The sequence below is a fragment of the Labrys okinawensis genome, assembly GCF_047345005.1.
GTDB lineage: Bacteria > Pseudomonadota > Alphaproteobacteria > Rhizobiales > Labraceae > Labrys > Labrys okinawensis.
This window is the reverse complement of sequence record NZ_CP178864.1, coordinates 2,239,104-2,255,668: the sequence shown is the minus strand read 5'-3', so window position 1 is coordinate 2,255,668 and position 16,565 is coordinate 2,239,104. Positions and strand designations below refer to the sequence as shown.

The 16,565-nt window shown below is 60.1% G+C and carries 13 protein-coding genes and 1 pseudogene; 6 read left to right on the top strand and 8 right to left on the bottom strand.

The genetic code is table 11. The features are described 5' to 3' along the window. Positions 1-296: 296 nt before the first annotated feature. Positions 297-1,841: an exopolyphosphatase gene (locus tag ACMDCR_RS10630; protein ID WP_413992495.1), complete on the top strand. Its 1,545-nt coding sequence runs from the start codon at positions 297-299 to the stop codon at positions 1,839-1,841. A 298-nt stretch (positions 1,842-2,139) separates the two neighbouring features. Here ACMDCR_RS10630 and ACMDCR_RS10625 read toward each other — a convergent pair whose 3' ends face one another. Continuing rightward, on the bottom strand, positions 2,140-2,457 hold the full coding sequence (locus tag ACMDCR_RS10625) for a hypothetical protein (RefSeq protein WP_413992494.1): 318 nt from the start codon (positions 2,455-2,457) through the stop codon (positions 2,140-2,142). A gap of 456 nt (positions 2,458-2,913) precedes the next feature. On the opposite strand from ACMDCR_RS10625, the gene ACMDCR_RS10620 reads away from it, so the two are divergent. From ACMDCR_RS10620 to ACMDCR_RS10610, 3 genes are all read left to right on the top strand, one after another. Further along, complete coding sequence (locus ACMDCR_RS10620) at positions 2,914-3,147, top strand: hypothetical protein (RefSeq protein ID WP_413992493.1); 234 nt, start codon at positions 2,914-2,916, stop codon at positions 3,145-3,147. Beyond that, the gene (locus ACMDCR_RS10615; protein WP_413992492.1) at positions 3,144-3,707 is read left to right on the top strand and encodes a hypothetical protein; all 564 of its coding nucleotides are present in this window, start codon (positions 3,144-3,146) and stop codon (positions 3,705-3,707) included. The genes ACMDCR_RS10620 and ACMDCR_RS10615 overlap by 4 nt, the downstream gene beginning before the upstream one ends. A 125-nt stretch (positions 3,708-3,832) precedes the next feature. Beyond that, the gene (locus tag ACMDCR_RS10610; RefSeq protein WP_413992491.1) at positions 3,833-4,678 is read left to right on the top strand and encodes a glycosyltransferase family 2 protein; all 846 of its coding nucleotides are present in this window, start codon (positions 3,833-3,835) and stop codon (positions 4,676-4,678) included. Positions 4,679-4,864: 186 nt separating this feature from the next. Here the strand turns inward: ACMDCR_RS10610 and ACMDCR_RS10605 are convergent, their stop codons facing one another. Next, complete coding sequence (locus ACMDCR_RS10605) at positions 4,865-5,125, bottom strand: DUF982 domain-containing protein (RefSeq protein WP_413992490.1); 261 nt, start codon at positions 5,123-5,125, stop codon at positions 4,865-4,867. Between the two features lie 962 nt (positions 5,126-6,087). Continuing rightward, a complete protein-coding gene (locus ACMDCR_RS10600) occupies positions 6,088-6,549 on the bottom strand; it encodes a GbsR/MarR family transcriptional regulator (RefSeq protein WP_413992489.1) in 462 nt (153 codons plus the stop codon). Positions 6,550-6,618: 69 nt separating this feature from the next. On the opposite strand from ACMDCR_RS10600, the gene ACMDCR_RS10595 reads away from it, so the two are divergent. Next, positions 6,619-6,909, top strand: coding sequence for a hypothetical protein (locus ACMDCR_RS10595; protein ID WP_413992488.1), 291 nt, complete (start codon positions 6,619-6,621; stop codon positions 6,907-6,909). A 1,522-nt stretch (positions 6,910-8,431) separates the two neighbouring features. On the opposite strand, the gene ACMDCR_RS10590 is transcribed toward ACMDCR_RS10595, so the two are convergent. The 3 genes and pseudogenes from ACMDCR_RS10590 to ACMDCR_RS10580 form a co-directional block, all read right to left on the bottom strand. Next, positions 8,432-8,830, bottom strand: a complete 399-nt coding sequence (locus tag ACMDCR_RS10590; RefSeq protein ID WP_413992487.1) for a Crp/Fnr family transcriptional regulator — start codon at positions 8,828-8,830, stop codon at positions 8,432-8,434. 201 nt (positions 8,831-9,031) lie between these two features. Then, on the bottom strand, positions 9,032-10,123 hold the full coding sequence (locus tag ACMDCR_RS10585; protein WP_413992486.1) for an AraC family transcriptional regulator: 1,092 nt from the start codon (positions 10,121-10,123) through the stop codon (positions 9,032-9,034). A 494-nt stretch (positions 10,124-10,617) separates the two neighbouring features. After that, positions 10,618-12,029, bottom strand: a pseudogene (locus tag ACMDCR_RS10580) (PLP-dependent aminotransferase family protein). A 255-nt stretch (positions 12,030-12,284) separates the two neighbouring features. Between ACMDCR_RS10580 and ACMDCR_RS10575 the strand changes: the two are divergent. Then, positions 12,285-13,202: an NADP-dependent oxidoreductase gene (locus tag ACMDCR_RS10575; protein ID WP_413993582.1), complete on the top strand. Its 918-nt coding sequence runs from the start codon at positions 12,285-12,287 to the stop codon at positions 13,200-13,202. 665 nt (positions 13,203-13,867) lie between these two features. On the opposite strand, the gene ACMDCR_RS10570 is transcribed toward ACMDCR_RS10575, so the two are convergent. Both ACMDCR_RS10570 and ACMDCR_RS10565 read right to left on the bottom strand, forming a co-directional pair. After that, positions 13,868-14,833, bottom strand: coding sequence for a Tim44 domain-containing protein (locus ACMDCR_RS10570; RefSeq protein WP_413992485.1), 966 nt, complete (start codon positions 14,831-14,833; stop codon positions 13,868-13,870). A 1,208-nt stretch (positions 14,834-16,041) separates the two neighbouring features. Beyond that, positions 16,042-16,281 carry a hypothetical protein gene (locus ACMDCR_RS10565; protein ID WP_413992484.1) on the bottom strand — a complete coding sequence of 80 codons (240 nt, stop codon included), beginning with the start codon at positions 16,279-16,281 and terminating at the stop codon, positions 16,042-16,044. Between the last annotated feature and the right edge of the window lie 284 nt (positions 16,282-16,565).

Here is a 16,565-nt window from a genome sequence, read left to right as displayed (position 1 = left end):
CCTATCTCATAGAGAGCCCGGCGATGCATTTTGGAAAAGCAGGGCCGGGCGAAGTTGGAGTGGCGAGGGGTCGCTCGTCACCTGACAGGCAAACGCGGATAGGCGTGAGAAGTTCCCAGTCAATGATCGAGCAAACGAATTTTTTTGCACGCTGCTGTGATGACGACTGGGGCCGCGATGGCATGGTCGGCGTTGACCACAAAACCAGCCAGAGTCTACCCATGATGGCCGGCAAGCTGGTAGTCTCCACTTTGTTAAGACGACCAACTCAACCCGGAGTATCCAGGGGGCGTTCAATGACGACTGGGAATCCTTCGGCGCCGGCACATCGTCCGCTCGAGCTTGACCCGGAGAGAGCTGGACGCGTTGATCGAGCTCCCTACGGGATTGTCGACATCGGTTCCAATTCGGTCCGCCTGGTCGTTTATGACCAGCTGGGCCGGGCCCCCCTGCCGCGCTTCAACGAAAAGTCGCTCTGCCGCCTTGGAGAAGGGCTTGCCCAAACGGGCATGATTTCCGCGGACGGCTTTCGCCGCACGATCGAGGCCGTGCGGCGCTTCCGGGCCATCGCCGACGCCATGGGGGTCGCTCGTCTCGACGCCACCGCGACCGAAGCCATCCGCCGTGCCGATAACGGCAAGAACCTTGTCGAAGCGATACATGCCGAGGCTGGCGTGAAGGTGCGTATCCTTTCCGGTGCCGAAGAGGCTCAGTTCGCAACCCTCGGCGTGATCTCGGGCTTCTACCGTCCGATTGGTCTGGTCGGCGACATGGGTGGCGGTAGCCTGGAGGTCGCCGAAGCGCTCGACGACCGTGTCGGGGAGCATTGGGTCAGCCTCCCGCTCGGTGCCCTGCCGGTTGAGGCTTTGATGCAGGGTGACGGCGATGCCAAACACCGCATCGACGCCCTGCTGGCGGAGAATCTGCCTTCCACATTGTCCCAGCCCACTTTCTACGCCGTTGGCGGTGGCTGGCGCGCCTTCGCCAGGGCCCAAATGCACGCCGCGGAGGCGCCGGTCCAGGTGGTGCATGGCTATCGCATCCCCACAAAGGAGGCTCGCGCCTTTGCCAAGACTATCCTGCGGATGCCGCCCGGCAAGCTGGCGGACCTGACAGGCGTGCCGGGACGCCGTGCCCGAACCTTGCCTGCTGCTGCCCTGGTGCTTGATCGCGTGCTGAGGCATCTGGCCCCGGAGCAGGTCATATTTTCCGCCCTCGGCCTGCGGGAGGGCTGGCTTTATTCCCAATTGCCGCATGAAGAGCGTTATCTCGACCCGTTGATCGAGGGTGCGCAGCTCGTAGGGCTGCCGGGGGCGCGCGTGCCGGATTTCGCCCATGCGCTCGTGCCCTGGACGGCCGGGCTGTCTCCGAATGAAGGTCCCGCCGATACGCGCTTGCGTGTGGCGCTATGCGCCCTCTCTGACCTGGGCTGGCGCGATCATCCCGACATCCGCGCCGAGGAGAGCTTTCGCCGTGTCCTGCAGTTTCCCTTTATCGGCATCGAGCATGCCGAGAGGGCCTTCCTGGCCGTCGCCATGAACTCGCGTTATGCGGGGCGCTTTGACGCCCCCTGGCTCTCTCCTGCGATCAACCTTCTGTCCGGCAAGGCTCGTCGCCGCGCCGAAATACTCGGGCGCGCCATCCTTTTGGCCTATCGCCTTTCGGGAGGAATGCCGGCGGTGTTGACAGGCTCCCGGCTGGTGATCGGTCCCAAGCGGTTGCGCCTCGAGGTCGGGCGTTTGGTCAGAGTCCCGGATAGCGAGGCGGTAAGCGAGCGCCTGTCGCTCCTGGCGGCCGCGACGGGCCTACGTCATTTCGAAATCACGGAGCTTGCCGAATAGCTCTCTTCCAAGCGCGTCGTTATGCGCAATAAGCTTGGCCGCGCCGATCCATCCAAGGGCCGATCATGGAGCAAATCTCGCGGTGTCGGAGGACGGGCCACGAATCCGACAACGAAAAATGGGGCTTCGCATGCTTACTTTGCGCTCGCCCGACATCGATTACGTGACTCGGGGAAGCAAAAAACCTCCCGAAGGAGGCATCTTAAGCTATTGATTTCCCGAAGGAAAAATGGAGCGGACGAAGGGATTCGAACCCTGGACCCCGACCTTGCGAAGCCTGCTTAACCACGCCCGGCGGCTAGGCATCATCGAGCAGAGCCCCGCGAACGGCGTTCGCGTCATCGCATCGGACAGGCTGAAGCGCCGCCTCACGCCGCCATCGGCTTAAATTTCCGGCGCTCACCCACCTCTTGGGGATTTCGATAGCGAACAACGGGCCAAAGCGGTTCCACCAAAGTCTCACGGTCTCATGGCAGATGTCGACGCCCCGTTCATGCAGCAGGTCCTCCGCATTCCTCAATGACCAGGGGTAGCGAACGTACATCATCACCGCGAGGCGGATGACCTCTGGCGACGAATTGAAATAGCGAGATGGATTGAGTTTGGGCCGCGCCATCCTCGCTGCCTACCCTACACCGCCACCTTCGGCATTTGCTCTGACAGAGCCCCCCCCTGTGCCATGCCCTGCGGTGCCAGAGAGTGTTGGCCTCCCTCCCCAATCACTATTGTACGGGCGCGGGCCTGCGACTGAGGGCGTCGTCGGAAGCTGCAATTCCGGTGCAAACGCCTTGACAGCAGAAGGCTTTCCGAATATCCAATCTGTGGGAAAAATACCCACAGACTGGATATTCGGAAATGCTCTGCCTTGACAAGTAAAGTCTAGCAGCTAACGCAGCATCGCTGTGTAGCAAGGTATTGAACGTGCGGATCGAAATAGACGCCACAATTATAATAAGTTTTACTTTGTTGCTAAGCCAACCCTATGCGATCGAGTCTGGTATTATTAGAACAGTTCTTGCGGAGATACAGGGTGGATTGCACCGTTTTGAAGATCACTTGAGGACACTCGGCGGTGAGCACGATGAATAAAACAAAAATAGCAACTGGCATTGCTAAGGCTGGCGGCACGGAAGTGTTGACGGAAACCAAACGCTTCATGGCGCATCGGCGCCGCATCCCCGGCAAGCCTCCGATCAACCCGGTGGAGCCCGAAGGCGCAGATGTGGCGGGACTAAGTCAGATCGTTCCGCATATCCACATCGTTTCGGGCATGAGAGCGTCCTCGCATCGCGGAGCAAAGCCATGATGAAGGCTTCCCCTGCAGATACCATGATTTTTTCCGACGACGATTTCCCGCCCGTGCCGGATTTCTTTAAGGAGACTAAAAGATCGTTCGAGGTCAACGTGGGTATTGTTGTGGACAACAGCGGCGTCATCGCCGACGGTGCCGGACTCTACTTAGGCGCCGTCCTCGAGGTTCTGACCACGGCTGTCCTGAAGGATCTGAACTGGCCACGGCGGCGACATGGCGGTCGGGCTGTGGTCCGTGCGCGCGAATATGGCCCCCGATTAGACGAGAACCCGCGACTCTATGCCTGGCCGAAGTATGTCAGTTTGCCTGTAGATGGATCGCCTTCGCAGCGTGCATCTCCATACCAGGAAGGCCAGCCGCGGCCCGGGCTGGAGCCTGGGTCATTCGCAGATGGCCAAGTGGGTCTACATCACGAGAAAGGGCAATGTAACCCTGAATGGGGCGCAGGAGGACGGCGCCGCCGACGCGCTGCGAACTTCTGCCCGAACGTCCCCCCAAAACCTGGGCTCATTGACGCAGAAGGATCGTCGGCACTCTCCTGGCCCAGCACCTAATCAGGGGTGGCTCTCGTCTGCCAGCACTCCGAACATGTCGTTTTTTGGATTTCTCTTTAGGGATCTCAACTGTGCGAATCTCGCTCATAATGGCGACCCTCGGCCGTTCCGGGGAAATCACATCGATGCTTAATAGTCTGGAAAGCCAGACGTTCAAGGATTTCGAGGTCATCATCGTCGACCAGAATATGGATGAACGGGTCACCGATATCCTAGCACAGAAGCCGCGCCCTTTCCCGATCCGGCATTTGCGGGCTATGGTCGGTCCCGTAGGCAACGGGCAAAGGCATGTGGGGGCCAGCTGGGCGCGCAATATCGGAGCGCGGGCCGCGACCGGCGATCTTCTTGGCTTTCCGGACGACGACTGCACGTATCCGCCGACGCTCCTCGACAAGGTCGTGCGCACGTTCGAGCATACGGGCGCAGATATCGTCAACGGGCGGGCCGCGGACGAGGCGGGGCGATCAATCAATGGCCGCTTCGCCGAGGGGGCCCGCTGGATCGACAGGAAAGATGTCTTCAGCACCGTTATCGAGTGGGTATCGTTCTGCAAGCGTAGCGCTTTTGTGACCGTGAACGGCTTCGATGAATATGTCGGCGCTGGTGCTCCCTCACCCTGGCAATCTTGCGAGGGACCGGAGATCGTGCTTCGCATGATGGCCAAGGGCTATCGTGCCTATTACGACGACAACATCTATGCCCATCATCCGGAAATGATCCTGGATGTCATGGATGCACCCATGCAGCTGAAGGTGCGGGGATATGGCCGCGGCATGGGCTATGTATTGCGCCGGCATCACCTCGGCCTGCTCTATAGTACATATTATATGATGCGCTCATTTGGAGGTTGCGTTGCGAGCGCTATAAAAGGCCAAAGTGGGCGTTCAATGTACTATCTCAATACATTACGAGGTCGTGTACAGGGCTATTTGGATGGAAGATGCGATAGCCACTTTGGAGACATGGATTGAGTTAAATGTCACTACACCCACATCGTAGGCCGTGAGAAAGATAGCAAGATCATCTTCCGCAATATTGGTATAGACGGCACTGTCACGTTGGCAAGATTTCGACGCGCCAATGGCGTGACTGACGGTCGCAATCAGACGACGAAATCTGTCTCTAAGAAAACTAGATCTGCCAAAAAACTAGATCCATCATCGCTCCACGATGGTCATGCCGGCTTCGGCTACGGCCAGAACAAAGGCCTCTCGCGCAGCTCCTTCTCCGCAAGTTTTCGCCATGACTTCCCGATATTTCCGGCGGGCCGCCTCATGTGCAGCGCCGGAGGGATTTAGCCAGCGATGCAGAAGATAATATGCAGCCTCGTCGAAGCTGCTCACCCGCTCAACAAGGCTGCCCTGCCGTGTGAAATATACCGGCCTTTCGAACGGTACCTTCTGCATCGAGTGAAACATGGCAGCCTCCAGCGCTCGACGCGGTTCCCGGTTCCGTTGTCGACTAAACAATCAATATCGAACTCCGAGGGCTGGAACGACAAAAGCGCCGAATGGGCTCCGTTCGACAGAAGACCGTGAGGTCTCTGCGGACAAATGCCGAGTCGCCGGCCCGGGGTAAACCAGAGCGTCTAGCGTCTGATCTCGATAGAACTTTCCGTTTGGTACCCTTGGAGATGTTATGCGTGGCAGCCTGAGCGCCTGCCCACAGAGCACCGCAATGATCCCGAGCAGATTGTGGAAAACCTGGGCGCAGTGAATCCCAGCCTCTACGATCTACATCCTAAGGCGAGGCCCCAACCGCGGCCAAACCCGCCGATTTCGCTGGCGCCCTGCCCTACAGGCCGAACTTTTATGGCTGCCATGCGTTTTCTCTGTCGGCGGTCCCGTGCCTGTTGGGCGACGGCAGCGCCAAGCAAAGAGGCAATGGTCCTTCCCGGCCACCATACGACAATGGGAGATGATGATGCGGTTCACGATTAGATCATTGCTTGCAATGGCTCCGCTGGCGATCGGTTGGGCGATGGCGCCGACGCCGTCTTCTGCGCTACCGATCGCCCCAGCAGAATATGTCGTACCCTTGGCCGCAGCAGACAACGGGCCGCAAGCACAGAGGATATACTACTATCGCCACTATTATGGGCACCACTACTATTATCATCCCTATCACAGATACTATCGGCGACATTACTATTATCATCCACACTATTACCATAGGCCATACTATCATCCTCGGCACTACTATTATCATTATTGATGGTAAGGGTAGGTTTCGGCTGTACACAACAAATATGCTAGACTATTTGTGTTGTTCGACTCGTCGAAGCGCATTGATCCCCTCTGGTCCTCAGACTGGAGGGGATCAACGAAGTCCCCTTCATTCCCGAACTCCAACCCCGTGAGGGCTTCGACGAGTCTCTTGGTCACGACCGCTTCGTCTGTCTCCAGCGGCTTAAGGCATCGTCCATCGCGTCACGCATCAGCCGATAAAAGTGCGCCATCTCCTTGAGGCGCGCGCCCACTCCCTTCGCTGTGACGATGCCCGCGCCGGAATCGAACTGCTGGGCCAGCGCATCGAGCAGCCGGTTCTGTTGGGCGATCATGGCCTCATAATTGTCCGCTGCCGCGTACAGCGCTCGCTTGGTCCCAGCTTCGCGCTGTCGGCGAACCAGCGAGTAGCTTTCAAGCAGCCGAGCGGCCACGCTCGCCGTGCTCTTGCTGATTCCCAGGCCGGCGGTGATCTGATCCAGGCTCGCGGGGGCTTCGCACAGGAGCAGATAGCCGTAGAGCTGCGCCGCCACTGACGGCACCCCCCAAGGCGTCAATATAGCCGCCACGCCCTCGACGAAGCGAAGCTGCTTTTCGTTTAGAACTTCGTTTGACATATTCGGCATATTCCGAATATGTAACTCGTCGGAAAGGCCGGTGGCAAGGGGCGAGCCCGGAGATGGTCCATGCTTCCGTACTTTGTCGGCACGTTTATTTTCATTGGATTGCCGACGATCTACGCCGCGGTGCGATACCGCGAGTTCCGCAAATTCCTGGCCGGCGCGTTCTTTGCCAGCAGCGGCATGCAGAGCTACTTCTACCTAGCGAAGCTCCCAGTTCCTCTCGTGTGGACGAGCGCCGTTCAGTCGCCGGAGTTCAGCGGCGTGCGCGGAGCGGTCCATTTCGTGATCTTTCTTGTCTTTCTCTACTTCGGCTGGTTCTTCCATCCGAGGAGCCGGTCGAGCACCTCGATCTAGGCCGTAATTAGAAACGAATGCATGATCACAGATGCACGCAACGCTGCGCTCATTGCCGCTGGCATTATCGGTTGTGCCGTCGCGATCATTCCTGGCGTCCTTATTCAACGCCTAATAGTTCGTTCAATTCGGCAGCTCGGACGCTCCAGATTCAGCGCCATGCAAACAGCATTGTTCGGCAGTTGATTGCACTACAGTACCTTCAATTAGTTCCTGAGTGGTCTTGCCTTGCTTGCTGCCACACTTTGGCTCGGTAAAGAGGGGAAGCCTGGGATTGGGCTGTTAGTTGCGAGCTCCTATTGGTAGGGAGCTTGCGCGAACCTCTTGGCGACCCGCCGGTTGTACCCAAGCTGGATTCCATATGGGCACTGCAATCGGACTCATCCGTTATGGCCTCAGTCCGCCCGCCAGCTGAGAGAATATGTAGGTTGCGTGATTCGAACCCGCCGGATTGTCAGAAATCGATGGTACTTAAGCGACGGTCCGCTTAAGCGGGGGAGAAAAAATGGTAGCGATTGTGTGTGCATGCGGCGCGGTATGCCTCGAGGCCATCGCCCCTTCGATGATGACTGTGATTTGCCATTGCACAAGCTGCCGTACGGCTGGGCGAGCGTTTGACGTCCAATCCCCTGTTGCTCCAATTGTCGATATTGCCGGTGGGACGCCGGTGGTGCTATGGCGAAAGGACCGGGTGCGTTGCGTGCGAGGAAGCGAGCGTCTGGTGGCTCATCGCCTTAAGCCGGAATCGCCGTCGCGCCGCATGGTCGCTTCGTGTTGCGGCACTCCGATGTTCGGGGACTTCACGAAGGGTTTCTGGGTTTCGATTTATCGCGGTCGGGTCACGGATGCACCCGCGCCGTCAATGCGCGTGATGACAAGCGATGTGGTGGATGGCACGGCGTTCCCGGACGATGGGGTGCCGCGCTTTCGCGGTCGGCCTGGGAGGTTCTTCGTCAAACTGATGATGACATGGGCGACGATGGGGTTTCGCAATCCGCGACTCCCCGGCGTGCCTGATTAGACCCTCCACCGGATCGTTTTGGCCGGGCCTGTGATGGCTCGAAGGTGGTTTTCAGGAGACGGTGGTGGCCAGCTCGAGGCCGGGGTAGAACAAGGACAGCGCCAGCAGGTCGTTGCCCCCGAAGAACCCATCCCTCCCGACGAGGTCGAGCAAGGCCTTCTTTCAGTGCGCGAGAAGAGCTCTTGTTCCGACCCCTCAATGACAGGGGGTAACGCACACACATCATAACAGCGAGGCGGATCACGTCCGGCGACGAATTGAAATAGCGAAACGGATCAGGCTTGGGGCTCACCATCCTCGCTCCCTACCCTTCCAGGTCATCTTCTGCAATCTGCTCCGACAGAGCCGTTCAAGGGGTTGGTGTTGATCCAGGCGTCGTTCGCCCGTGCCCATTCGAGACGAGCGAGTCGGCGCGGGAGCGACAGCGTCACGCCGAGCGGGTGAAGGTGCGATGCCGGGCTACGAAGTTCCGGAGCCCGCGCAATCGGCAAGTCCAATTTCTCACAATGCTGAGTTCGTTGCGCGCAGTCGGTCAACGACTTCGGAGAGGACGTACCATACAAAGTTCGGGGTCGTCTCAATCATGAAGCGGAACTGCCTCGGGGCCACCAAGGCAATTTCGCACGCCTCGACAGCCATTGCCGTGGCCGTTCGTTGCTTTTTGTCGATGAGCGAAACAACGCCAAATGGCCGGCCCTCGCCGACCTGTTCGATGAGCTTGCCGTGGCTGCTCACCTCGACCTTTCCGCTCAGAACTATGTAGGCATAGGAGGGTTCGTCTCCCTCTCGAAAGATCGTATCACCGGGGGCATAGTTGATGACGGTTCCCAGGCCGCGGGCCAATTGGCGAAAGTCCATCACTTGTGCGGCAGGTCGAAACGTCGAGGCTAGGTCGTTCATGAAGCACCCTTTCCCAGGGGAAGCCGGGTTTCAGTATCTAGTTGGCTCCATTCAGCCTTGCGGTGAGGTTGCTGTAGAGCGCGACAGGCCCAAGCTACCACGACGCTAAGGCGGCGTTCTATGCGGAAAGCGAAAGAATAGGACAGATGGCGCAAACATCGCGAGAGCGGCGAAGCGCCCCAGGCCTGCATGGCGCCGTGATCACCGGCCGTGTCGTCGATGTCCTGAATCGTGACGCAAGGCGTCGCGCGGGGCCTCACCGAATACCGCCTTGTAGTCGTGCGCGAAGCGGCTGGGATTGGTGAAGCCGAACCGAAGAGCGAGGTCGGTGACCGTGCCCGCGATGTCACCGCACCGGAGGGCATCGCGCACCGCCACGAGCCGGGCGAGGCGGATCGCTGCCAGCGGTGTCGTCTCGCGGAACCGCTGGAAGCCAAGTTGCAGGCTGCGTACGCTGCACCCCGCCGCCTCCGCGACCTCGTGCAGCGCGATGGGCTCTTCGACATGGGCGTGGATATAGGCTTCCGCTCGCCGTATGATTCCTGGGACAGCGGGGCCGCCCGCCCGTGCTAGATGATCTGAATAGTTGTGAGGAACCGCGCGCAGGAGCGTGAAGAGCATGAGGTCGGTGAAGGAACGGATGGCGAGTTCGCTGCCCGCAAAGGGTGTCGGCGCGCGAAGCTCCTCCACCATCAACTCCATAAGGCGCCTCAAGCTCTGCGCCGGCGCCGCACCCCAATCGACGACCGGCTCAAAGGCGAGGTCTTTCGTCAGGGGCCGGCCTAGCAACGCAGCCAATCGCTGGTTCAGGCTCGTCGCGGGTATCCACACTGAAATTCGCTCGTGGTTCCCGGTCGCGGACAGTGTCGTTCCGGGCGCTCCGCGGTACACCAGGCCCACGCTGCGGCCGATTCCAAGCGCTGTCCGAGCGCCCGGCGCGCCGCCGAACTCCAGGGCGCCCCTGCTCACGGCGGTGAGGCAGTAGTCGGGTATGCCGGATCCGGTGACCGTCAGCGTCGCGGCGAGACGATCCGCGATGTAGGCGACATCCAGCTCGCCGACCCCGCTTGCGCCCCGGACCGAAAAGAATTTCGGGGTCCGGTCGGCTCTGGCCCCCTCCTGTATCTTATAGCGCAACAGCTTGAAATGAGGCTTGAGGAAGTGCGGCTGTAACTGCGGCCAATACACGCCGCCTTCCAGATCCTGCAGGTCGCGGATACGGGCGAGCCGGAACCCTTCCGGTTCCTCGCCACGCGCCAATGAAGGATTGTTCGGATCGGTCCCAGCCTGCATGCCACCGACTCAGTTCGAGCGCTGATCGGTTGCTGGTGAGAGGGTCCCGATGTCAGCGAACTCTGACAACTATATTGCAGAGCCATGCGAATTGCTATTAGTGAGGGCAAGTATTTAATCCTCGGCCGCCGCGATGAAGGCGACAAGGGGAGGATACGCTTACGGCCCCGTCCATTGGAATACGCTGCGATCGAGAAGGCGGCCTGCACGGCCCGGTAGACAAAAGACGCCTCCCGATGCCGGATGTGAATCGGCATAGGGTTTGGATGCCGATCGGCGCCCTATGACGCTGATATTGTTGTGGAGACCAGGGTCAACTCATGCTGCCGATTCACACGCAGGCGGAAAACAACGGCGGGTGTCTGAAATTGACGCCATCCCCAACCTGAACCTCGGCTTCGACGTTTCCGTGACAATGCGGTTCAGATGGTTCAAGCCGTTGCGCGTGGCCAACATGAAAACTTTGATAGTCCATGGCTCTGCCTTGCCGCCGATCAGCCAAACCGACGGATTAAATCGAGGAGCTGATCACAGGTTCGAGCGAGGTTTTTCATCGGCGCGGTGGCAACACCCAGGAGAAGCCCGGCATCGGCGCCGTCGGACGAGACATACCAGGCTGAAAGCGGCGACGGAGACATACCGAACGTCAACGCTTCGCGTGCCACGGCCACATCCGATATTCCCTTCGGCAATTTCAGCAGCACGGCCAAACCGGGCGCGGCAAGACGATCAGTGCTGACGGATGATTCAAGACAGGCCAGCAACGCCTGTCGCTTGGCGGCATAAGCACGCTTCGTGCGCCGGAGATGGCGCATATAATGGCCCTCGCGCATGAACTCGGCGATAGCGAGTTGTACCGAAGGGCAAGGCGGCGGCGCGAGACACGCTGCCACCTCCGCGAACCGAGTCATCAGATCGAGGGGCGCGATCAGAAAGCCGAGCCGAACAGCCGGACTGATCGTCTTGCTGAATGAGCCGATGTGAATGACACGTCCGTCGCGGTCGAGCGATGCGAGCGCCGGCGCGGCCCTCCCCGCCAGTTGCAACTCGCTCAGATAGTCGTCCTCGATCACCCAAACCTTGTTCGCGGCTGCCCACTCGAGCAGACGAATGCGGCGCTCAAGCGACAAGGGGGCCCAAGCGGCGCCTGCTGACCAGGGGTGACGAGGACGAGCTTGGCGCCAGGATGCTGGTGCAGGCCGTAATCGATATCGATACCCTCGGAATTAACCGGGATCGGAGCGAGGGACAATCCTGCGAGCTCAAGACCCTTTCTGGACCACGGGAAGCCCGGGTTCTCGATCCAGGCCGTTTTCCCGCCCAGGCCCAACACGCTGAGCGCCAGGCCGAGCCCAGCGCTGAAGCCGCCAGTGATGATGACCTGCGATGGCAAGCAGGTGATGCCGCGGGCGACCGCGAGATAGCCGGCGACTTCGCGCCTCAGCACGAGCTCGCCGCGAGGATCGGGATAAAGGGGGAAGGCACTCGCCTCGGCACGGACCGCGTGCGCCTGAATCCGCGCGAACAAGGTCGCCGGAAAGGTCTCGATTGCGGGCACCCCCATCTGGAAGGACGCAGGCCCCTGCGTCATTTCCTGATAAATGCTCATGAACGAGCCCGCGTCCGGCGGTGGCTCGGTCCTTATGACGGCGCGAGGACGCGGGGCGACACGCGTCCCGGTCGCCCGCGAGGCCTCGATCAACTGGGCGGCAGCCAGCTTCTCGTACGCAGTCCGTACGGTGCCGCGCGCGACACCCAGCTGGGCAGCGAGATCCTGCCATGAAGGCAAGCGCGCACCGGGCTGCAGCACTCCATCCGCGATAGCGCCACTCACCCCTTTTCGGATCTGCTCCGCCAAGGGAATCTTTGCCGTGCGGTCTAAACTCAGGTTCAGCGGCTCGCGCATCCCGCCGTAGTACACAATTTCTTCGGGTTCTTGGCACTTTTATCCGACCCAATGAGGGGCATCTTCAGGCTGATAGAAGGAGAAGCCGATGAAGGTCTGAACCTTCGTCGCTGCGACCGGTGTTTTTTGCGCGCTGCGTCGCTAGCGCCGATCCAATAACCAGAGGTCATCGGACCCATCGAGTTTCGCCTTCTTATTTTCGCTCGTCCGCAAAGGAATCCGGAAGATGACGAGCTTCACACAGGCAGGTGGATGATGAAGGCAATCATTGTGACGGACCAGGCTGCGGGAACAGCCGGAATGAAGCTGGCGGAGCGGCCCGAGCCGCAACCGGCGATAAACGACGTCGTCGTTCAGGTTCACGCGTCGGGGTTCGTCCCGACTGAGATGGCGTGGCCCTCGACCTGGACTGATCGCTGCGACCGTGACCGAACACCGTCCATCCCGGGCCACGAGCTGGCCGGAGTGGTCACGGCTCTCGGCTACGGCACGACGGGACTGTCGGTGGGACAGCGAGTGTTCGGCCTCGCCGACTGGTATCGGGACGGCACCCTGGCGGAATATATAGCCATCGAGGCACGCAACCTCGCGCCACTGCCGGGCGATGTCGACTTCACGGTGGGTGCGAGCCTGCCAATCTCGGGCCTTACCGCGTGGCAGGGACTGTTCCAGCACGGCCGCCTTCAGGCGGGGCAGAGCGTGCTCGCGCATGGCGCGGCAGGCGCAGTCGGGACGATGGTGACGCAACTTGGGCGCGAGGCTGGCGCATATGTCATCGGCACTGGACGAGCGGCCGACCGTCAGAAGGTGCTCGACTTCGGCGCGCAGGAGTTCGTTGACCTTGATAACGACAGGCTCGAAGACGTCGGCGGCGTCGATCTGGTGTTCGATGGTATCGGCGGCGACATCCAGAAGCGGTCCGCTGGCCTGATTCGAGCCGGAGGAACACTGGTGTCAATCGTCGGGCCGGCCGAGGCGCGGCCGGCCGACGGCCTCGCGGTCGACTTCGTTGTCGAGTCCGATCGTGCTCAGCTGAGTGAAATCATCCAGCGAGTGCGGGACGGACGACTACGGACGAACATCGGCAATATCGCGACCCTCGACGACGCCGTCGCCGCCCTCAACCCGATCGAGCGGCGCAAGGGGAAGACAATCATCCGCGTTCGTCCGTGAGCGACACGTGCTCAGCGATGCAGGGGGCCGGCCGGCGCTGTCCAGATCGGCCGGCCGCGTCCTATCAGCCCCTGACGGCCGCAATGATGGAGACAGTTGAGCGTGGCAGGGCCGGTATCGCCGCCGGCGCGTTCGACGCTCTGCGCCAAACTGGCGGCGCCATCGGCGTCGCAGTCTTTGGTGCCATTGGACCATCCGTCGCGGGCATGAGATTCTCGATGGTTCTCAGCACCCTCTGCCTGTTGATCGCATCAGCTGTCGCGGCCAGTTCCATTGGGAGGCGCGGCCGGCTAAGGCAAAGCACTGCCGGATAGGGTTTGCCTCGAAGGGTGGAGGGCAGCAACAGGTAGATCCTGGTGGCTTTGAATGGCTAACAAGCAGTTTGTGCGCCGTGCTGGTATTGTGGGGGCCCCACTTGCAGACGGGTGGCGCGAAATCGCTATCCGTTCTTCCCCAAGCGGGAATGTTGTTGCGCGGCGCCGATGGAATATAGGAATAGGCCCTCGGAAGTTCTTCGACCGCCTCATCCTCGGCGTCGCCCTCCTCCTCCCCCCTTCCCTTTCACCCGCAACCGTCGGCAGGTTGTCCCATGGCGCCGTCCATATTCATGCAGACGGGCCGACCAAAGGCCGGTGATGAACTAACTCGGGGCACCAACACTACTTTTATGTTGACTGGATTGCTGAGAGCTTCCAATCGGCCCCGGTTTTTCGAGCGAATGTCCATACTTCAGTGGCTTCCGTGGCATTTTTCGCGTCGCCATCGATTACCTTCCCGGTCGCACGATCGAGTGTTGCATCGACGCTCGAATACCGCATCGCGAGAGTCGCGTACTCAATGTTATCTTCTCGCCAAGCTTCGGCCAGGTTGCCTTGTTGAAGGCGGACATCGGAAACGCTGTTGCGCACTCCGCGGGTCGCGTTTTCAGCCAACTCCTCTGCCAGATACGACATAGCCTCGGGCGTTGTTCGGCTTCGCAGTGCCGCATAATCCTCGCGACCATAGGCAAACTGGATTTCATTCAGGAGTCTTTCGAAGGTATCGAAATCATCCCGAACCAGGCCGATCTCATCGGTTTTGCGCGGTGGAGCAGAGGCAGCCTGCCTTGCCGGAGCCGAGGACGGGCCCAAGCCCGCCAGCCCATTGAACCCGCCTTGTCCAATGGGTGCGGAAGCAGAGGAAGCCTGTCCTTGGCGCCCCCGGATAAGGCGCATCACCAGCATTATCGCTCCGACGATGATTCCGATTTGCAGCAGCATTCCCAGGATGCCCGCTCCACCACCGAAACCATACCCGAGAAGCGCCCCTACCAAGCCGCCCACCAACAGCCCTCCTACGAGTGAACCGCCGAAATTGCTAAAAAAGCCGGGGCGTGGCGCGGTGCCCTGCGCTTGGTTCGGGGTCGTCTGGTTGATTTGAGGCTGCGGCGTCATCGACCGCTGGATGGGAGCAGCGGGCGTGGGGGCCACCGTTGTCGTCGGCGGGGCTTGAAAGGTCCGTGTTCCGCGGCTACCGAAGCCACCCCCGGAGGCACGCCGGGCATCGGCATGCTCGGCCCCTGCAAACAACGCCAGCAGCAAGATTGCCAGGACTGAAACAAATCGCCGACAATTGAAGGCACTCAAGCGCATCGACAGCATCTCCCGCGCGCATACGCGCACTGACCGGCATATGGGGATGTCGTCTCCACAATTCGAGCCCACGCCAGATAGTGGCAGAGCGCGTCACGAGGCACATCATTCGCCATGCCGAGTTGTCTAAGTCAGGCGCCCTCCCAGATGACTGAAAAATTTAGAGTATTTCGTTACCGTGCGATTTTGAGCAGCTCTTGTTCCGACCCCTAAAGGGGCGGTCAGGCCTTCGCCTTCGTCAAGAGTTGCATCAATTGGCCGTATGAAAACCGGTGGCGGCGTCGATTTCAGATCACGAAGGCGGCCCGAAGACACTCAGCGCGACGTTCACCATGGCCACGAACGCAGTATCGGGAGCGGGTGTCGTCTGGGACGTGCCGGTGCGCCGTGGCCTTCTCTTTCCTTGACTCCACGGGGCCGCATTGCGACCGAGAAGCGTCCTTGGCTGTCGCGGAGACACCGGCTGCCGTCCGGTAATCCAACGCAGCGCCGCATGAATCGGTCGTGGCGTTCCCCTGGACTAATCTCCGGGGACAGGCCCAAGGCCCGGCGTAGCACCTTCCTCATCCAAATCAGCATTTTCGTGACCCTCGGACCACATGGTAGCAGCCATCCGGCAGGCGGACGAAGACAGCCAATAGTAGGAGGTCACTGATACCCCTCAGGCTCCGCATCGGTACGCGGCGGCAGTCTGATAGCATGTACGGGCGCATATGCCCGTGCCCATTAGGAACGGGCGAGCGTTTGCCGGCCATAACAGCCGTTATGCGAATCCGCCAGCCTGGTTCGTGGCCGCGAGCACGATCGTGGCTTTGGAATGTGGTCAGTAAAGGGCTCAGACGCCGATCCGCATGCTATGTCGTCGAAAGCGTTGCGGATGCCCGGATCAAATCATGGGGCCGTTCCTGTATTGCGAGCTAAAGACGACGACTACAAGCCGTCCCAGCATTTTCCATCCGTCGGCCCGATCCTGAAGCCACCGAAGCGCTCCTTGAAGGCGTGTGCCGCCTCCTCCGTCTTGAAGCCATAGATTACGTGCTCAACGGGTGGACGACCGGCGCGTGATTTCTGGGATTTGCGACGGGCAAAGATCGTGGCTAGAGCAAAATGCGTTCAGGCAGGAGCGGACTACGAAATTAACTTATTGGTACCAAAAGCATTTTGCGATTCTTGGGGATTCGATCTGAAAGTAAAACGCTCTAATGAGATCATGGGTGAGCCCCGTGGACGGCCAAGCCGATACCAATAACGGCGGCGAGAAAGGCCAGGCCGGCAAGGAGGGACAGGATGGCGATCGCGGCCAGCCGCACCCCAGCGTCTGCGTCATCCCGATCTGTTATGTCGTCGGTTTGATCCGGCTTGAGATTAAACATGGTCTGCGTTTGCTGAAGTTTCATTTCCTTCGTTGCCCATTTCTGCTGGGCGTTAAAGCGATCCTGATCGGCCATCGATTGTTCCTATGCAGCGAGAAGTGATCGGACGGCCAAGGGAGGACGGCACACGGCGCGCGGCCGGGAGATCACCAATTCGGAGTTATCTCGCCAGAAGCGGGCTACGTATGGATTTCAAAAGCCGATCAAACTGACTACACCTGTAGCGGCGTGTCGCTTGGTATCTTCGCGTGAGACTGCAAGATTGTTCGCGCTATTTGGCATTTTGGCCCGAGATTGAAGCAGACCCCAGTCTCAGGTTAGCTGCCAATGTGAGACAAGATCTTCGGATCCCATGCCGT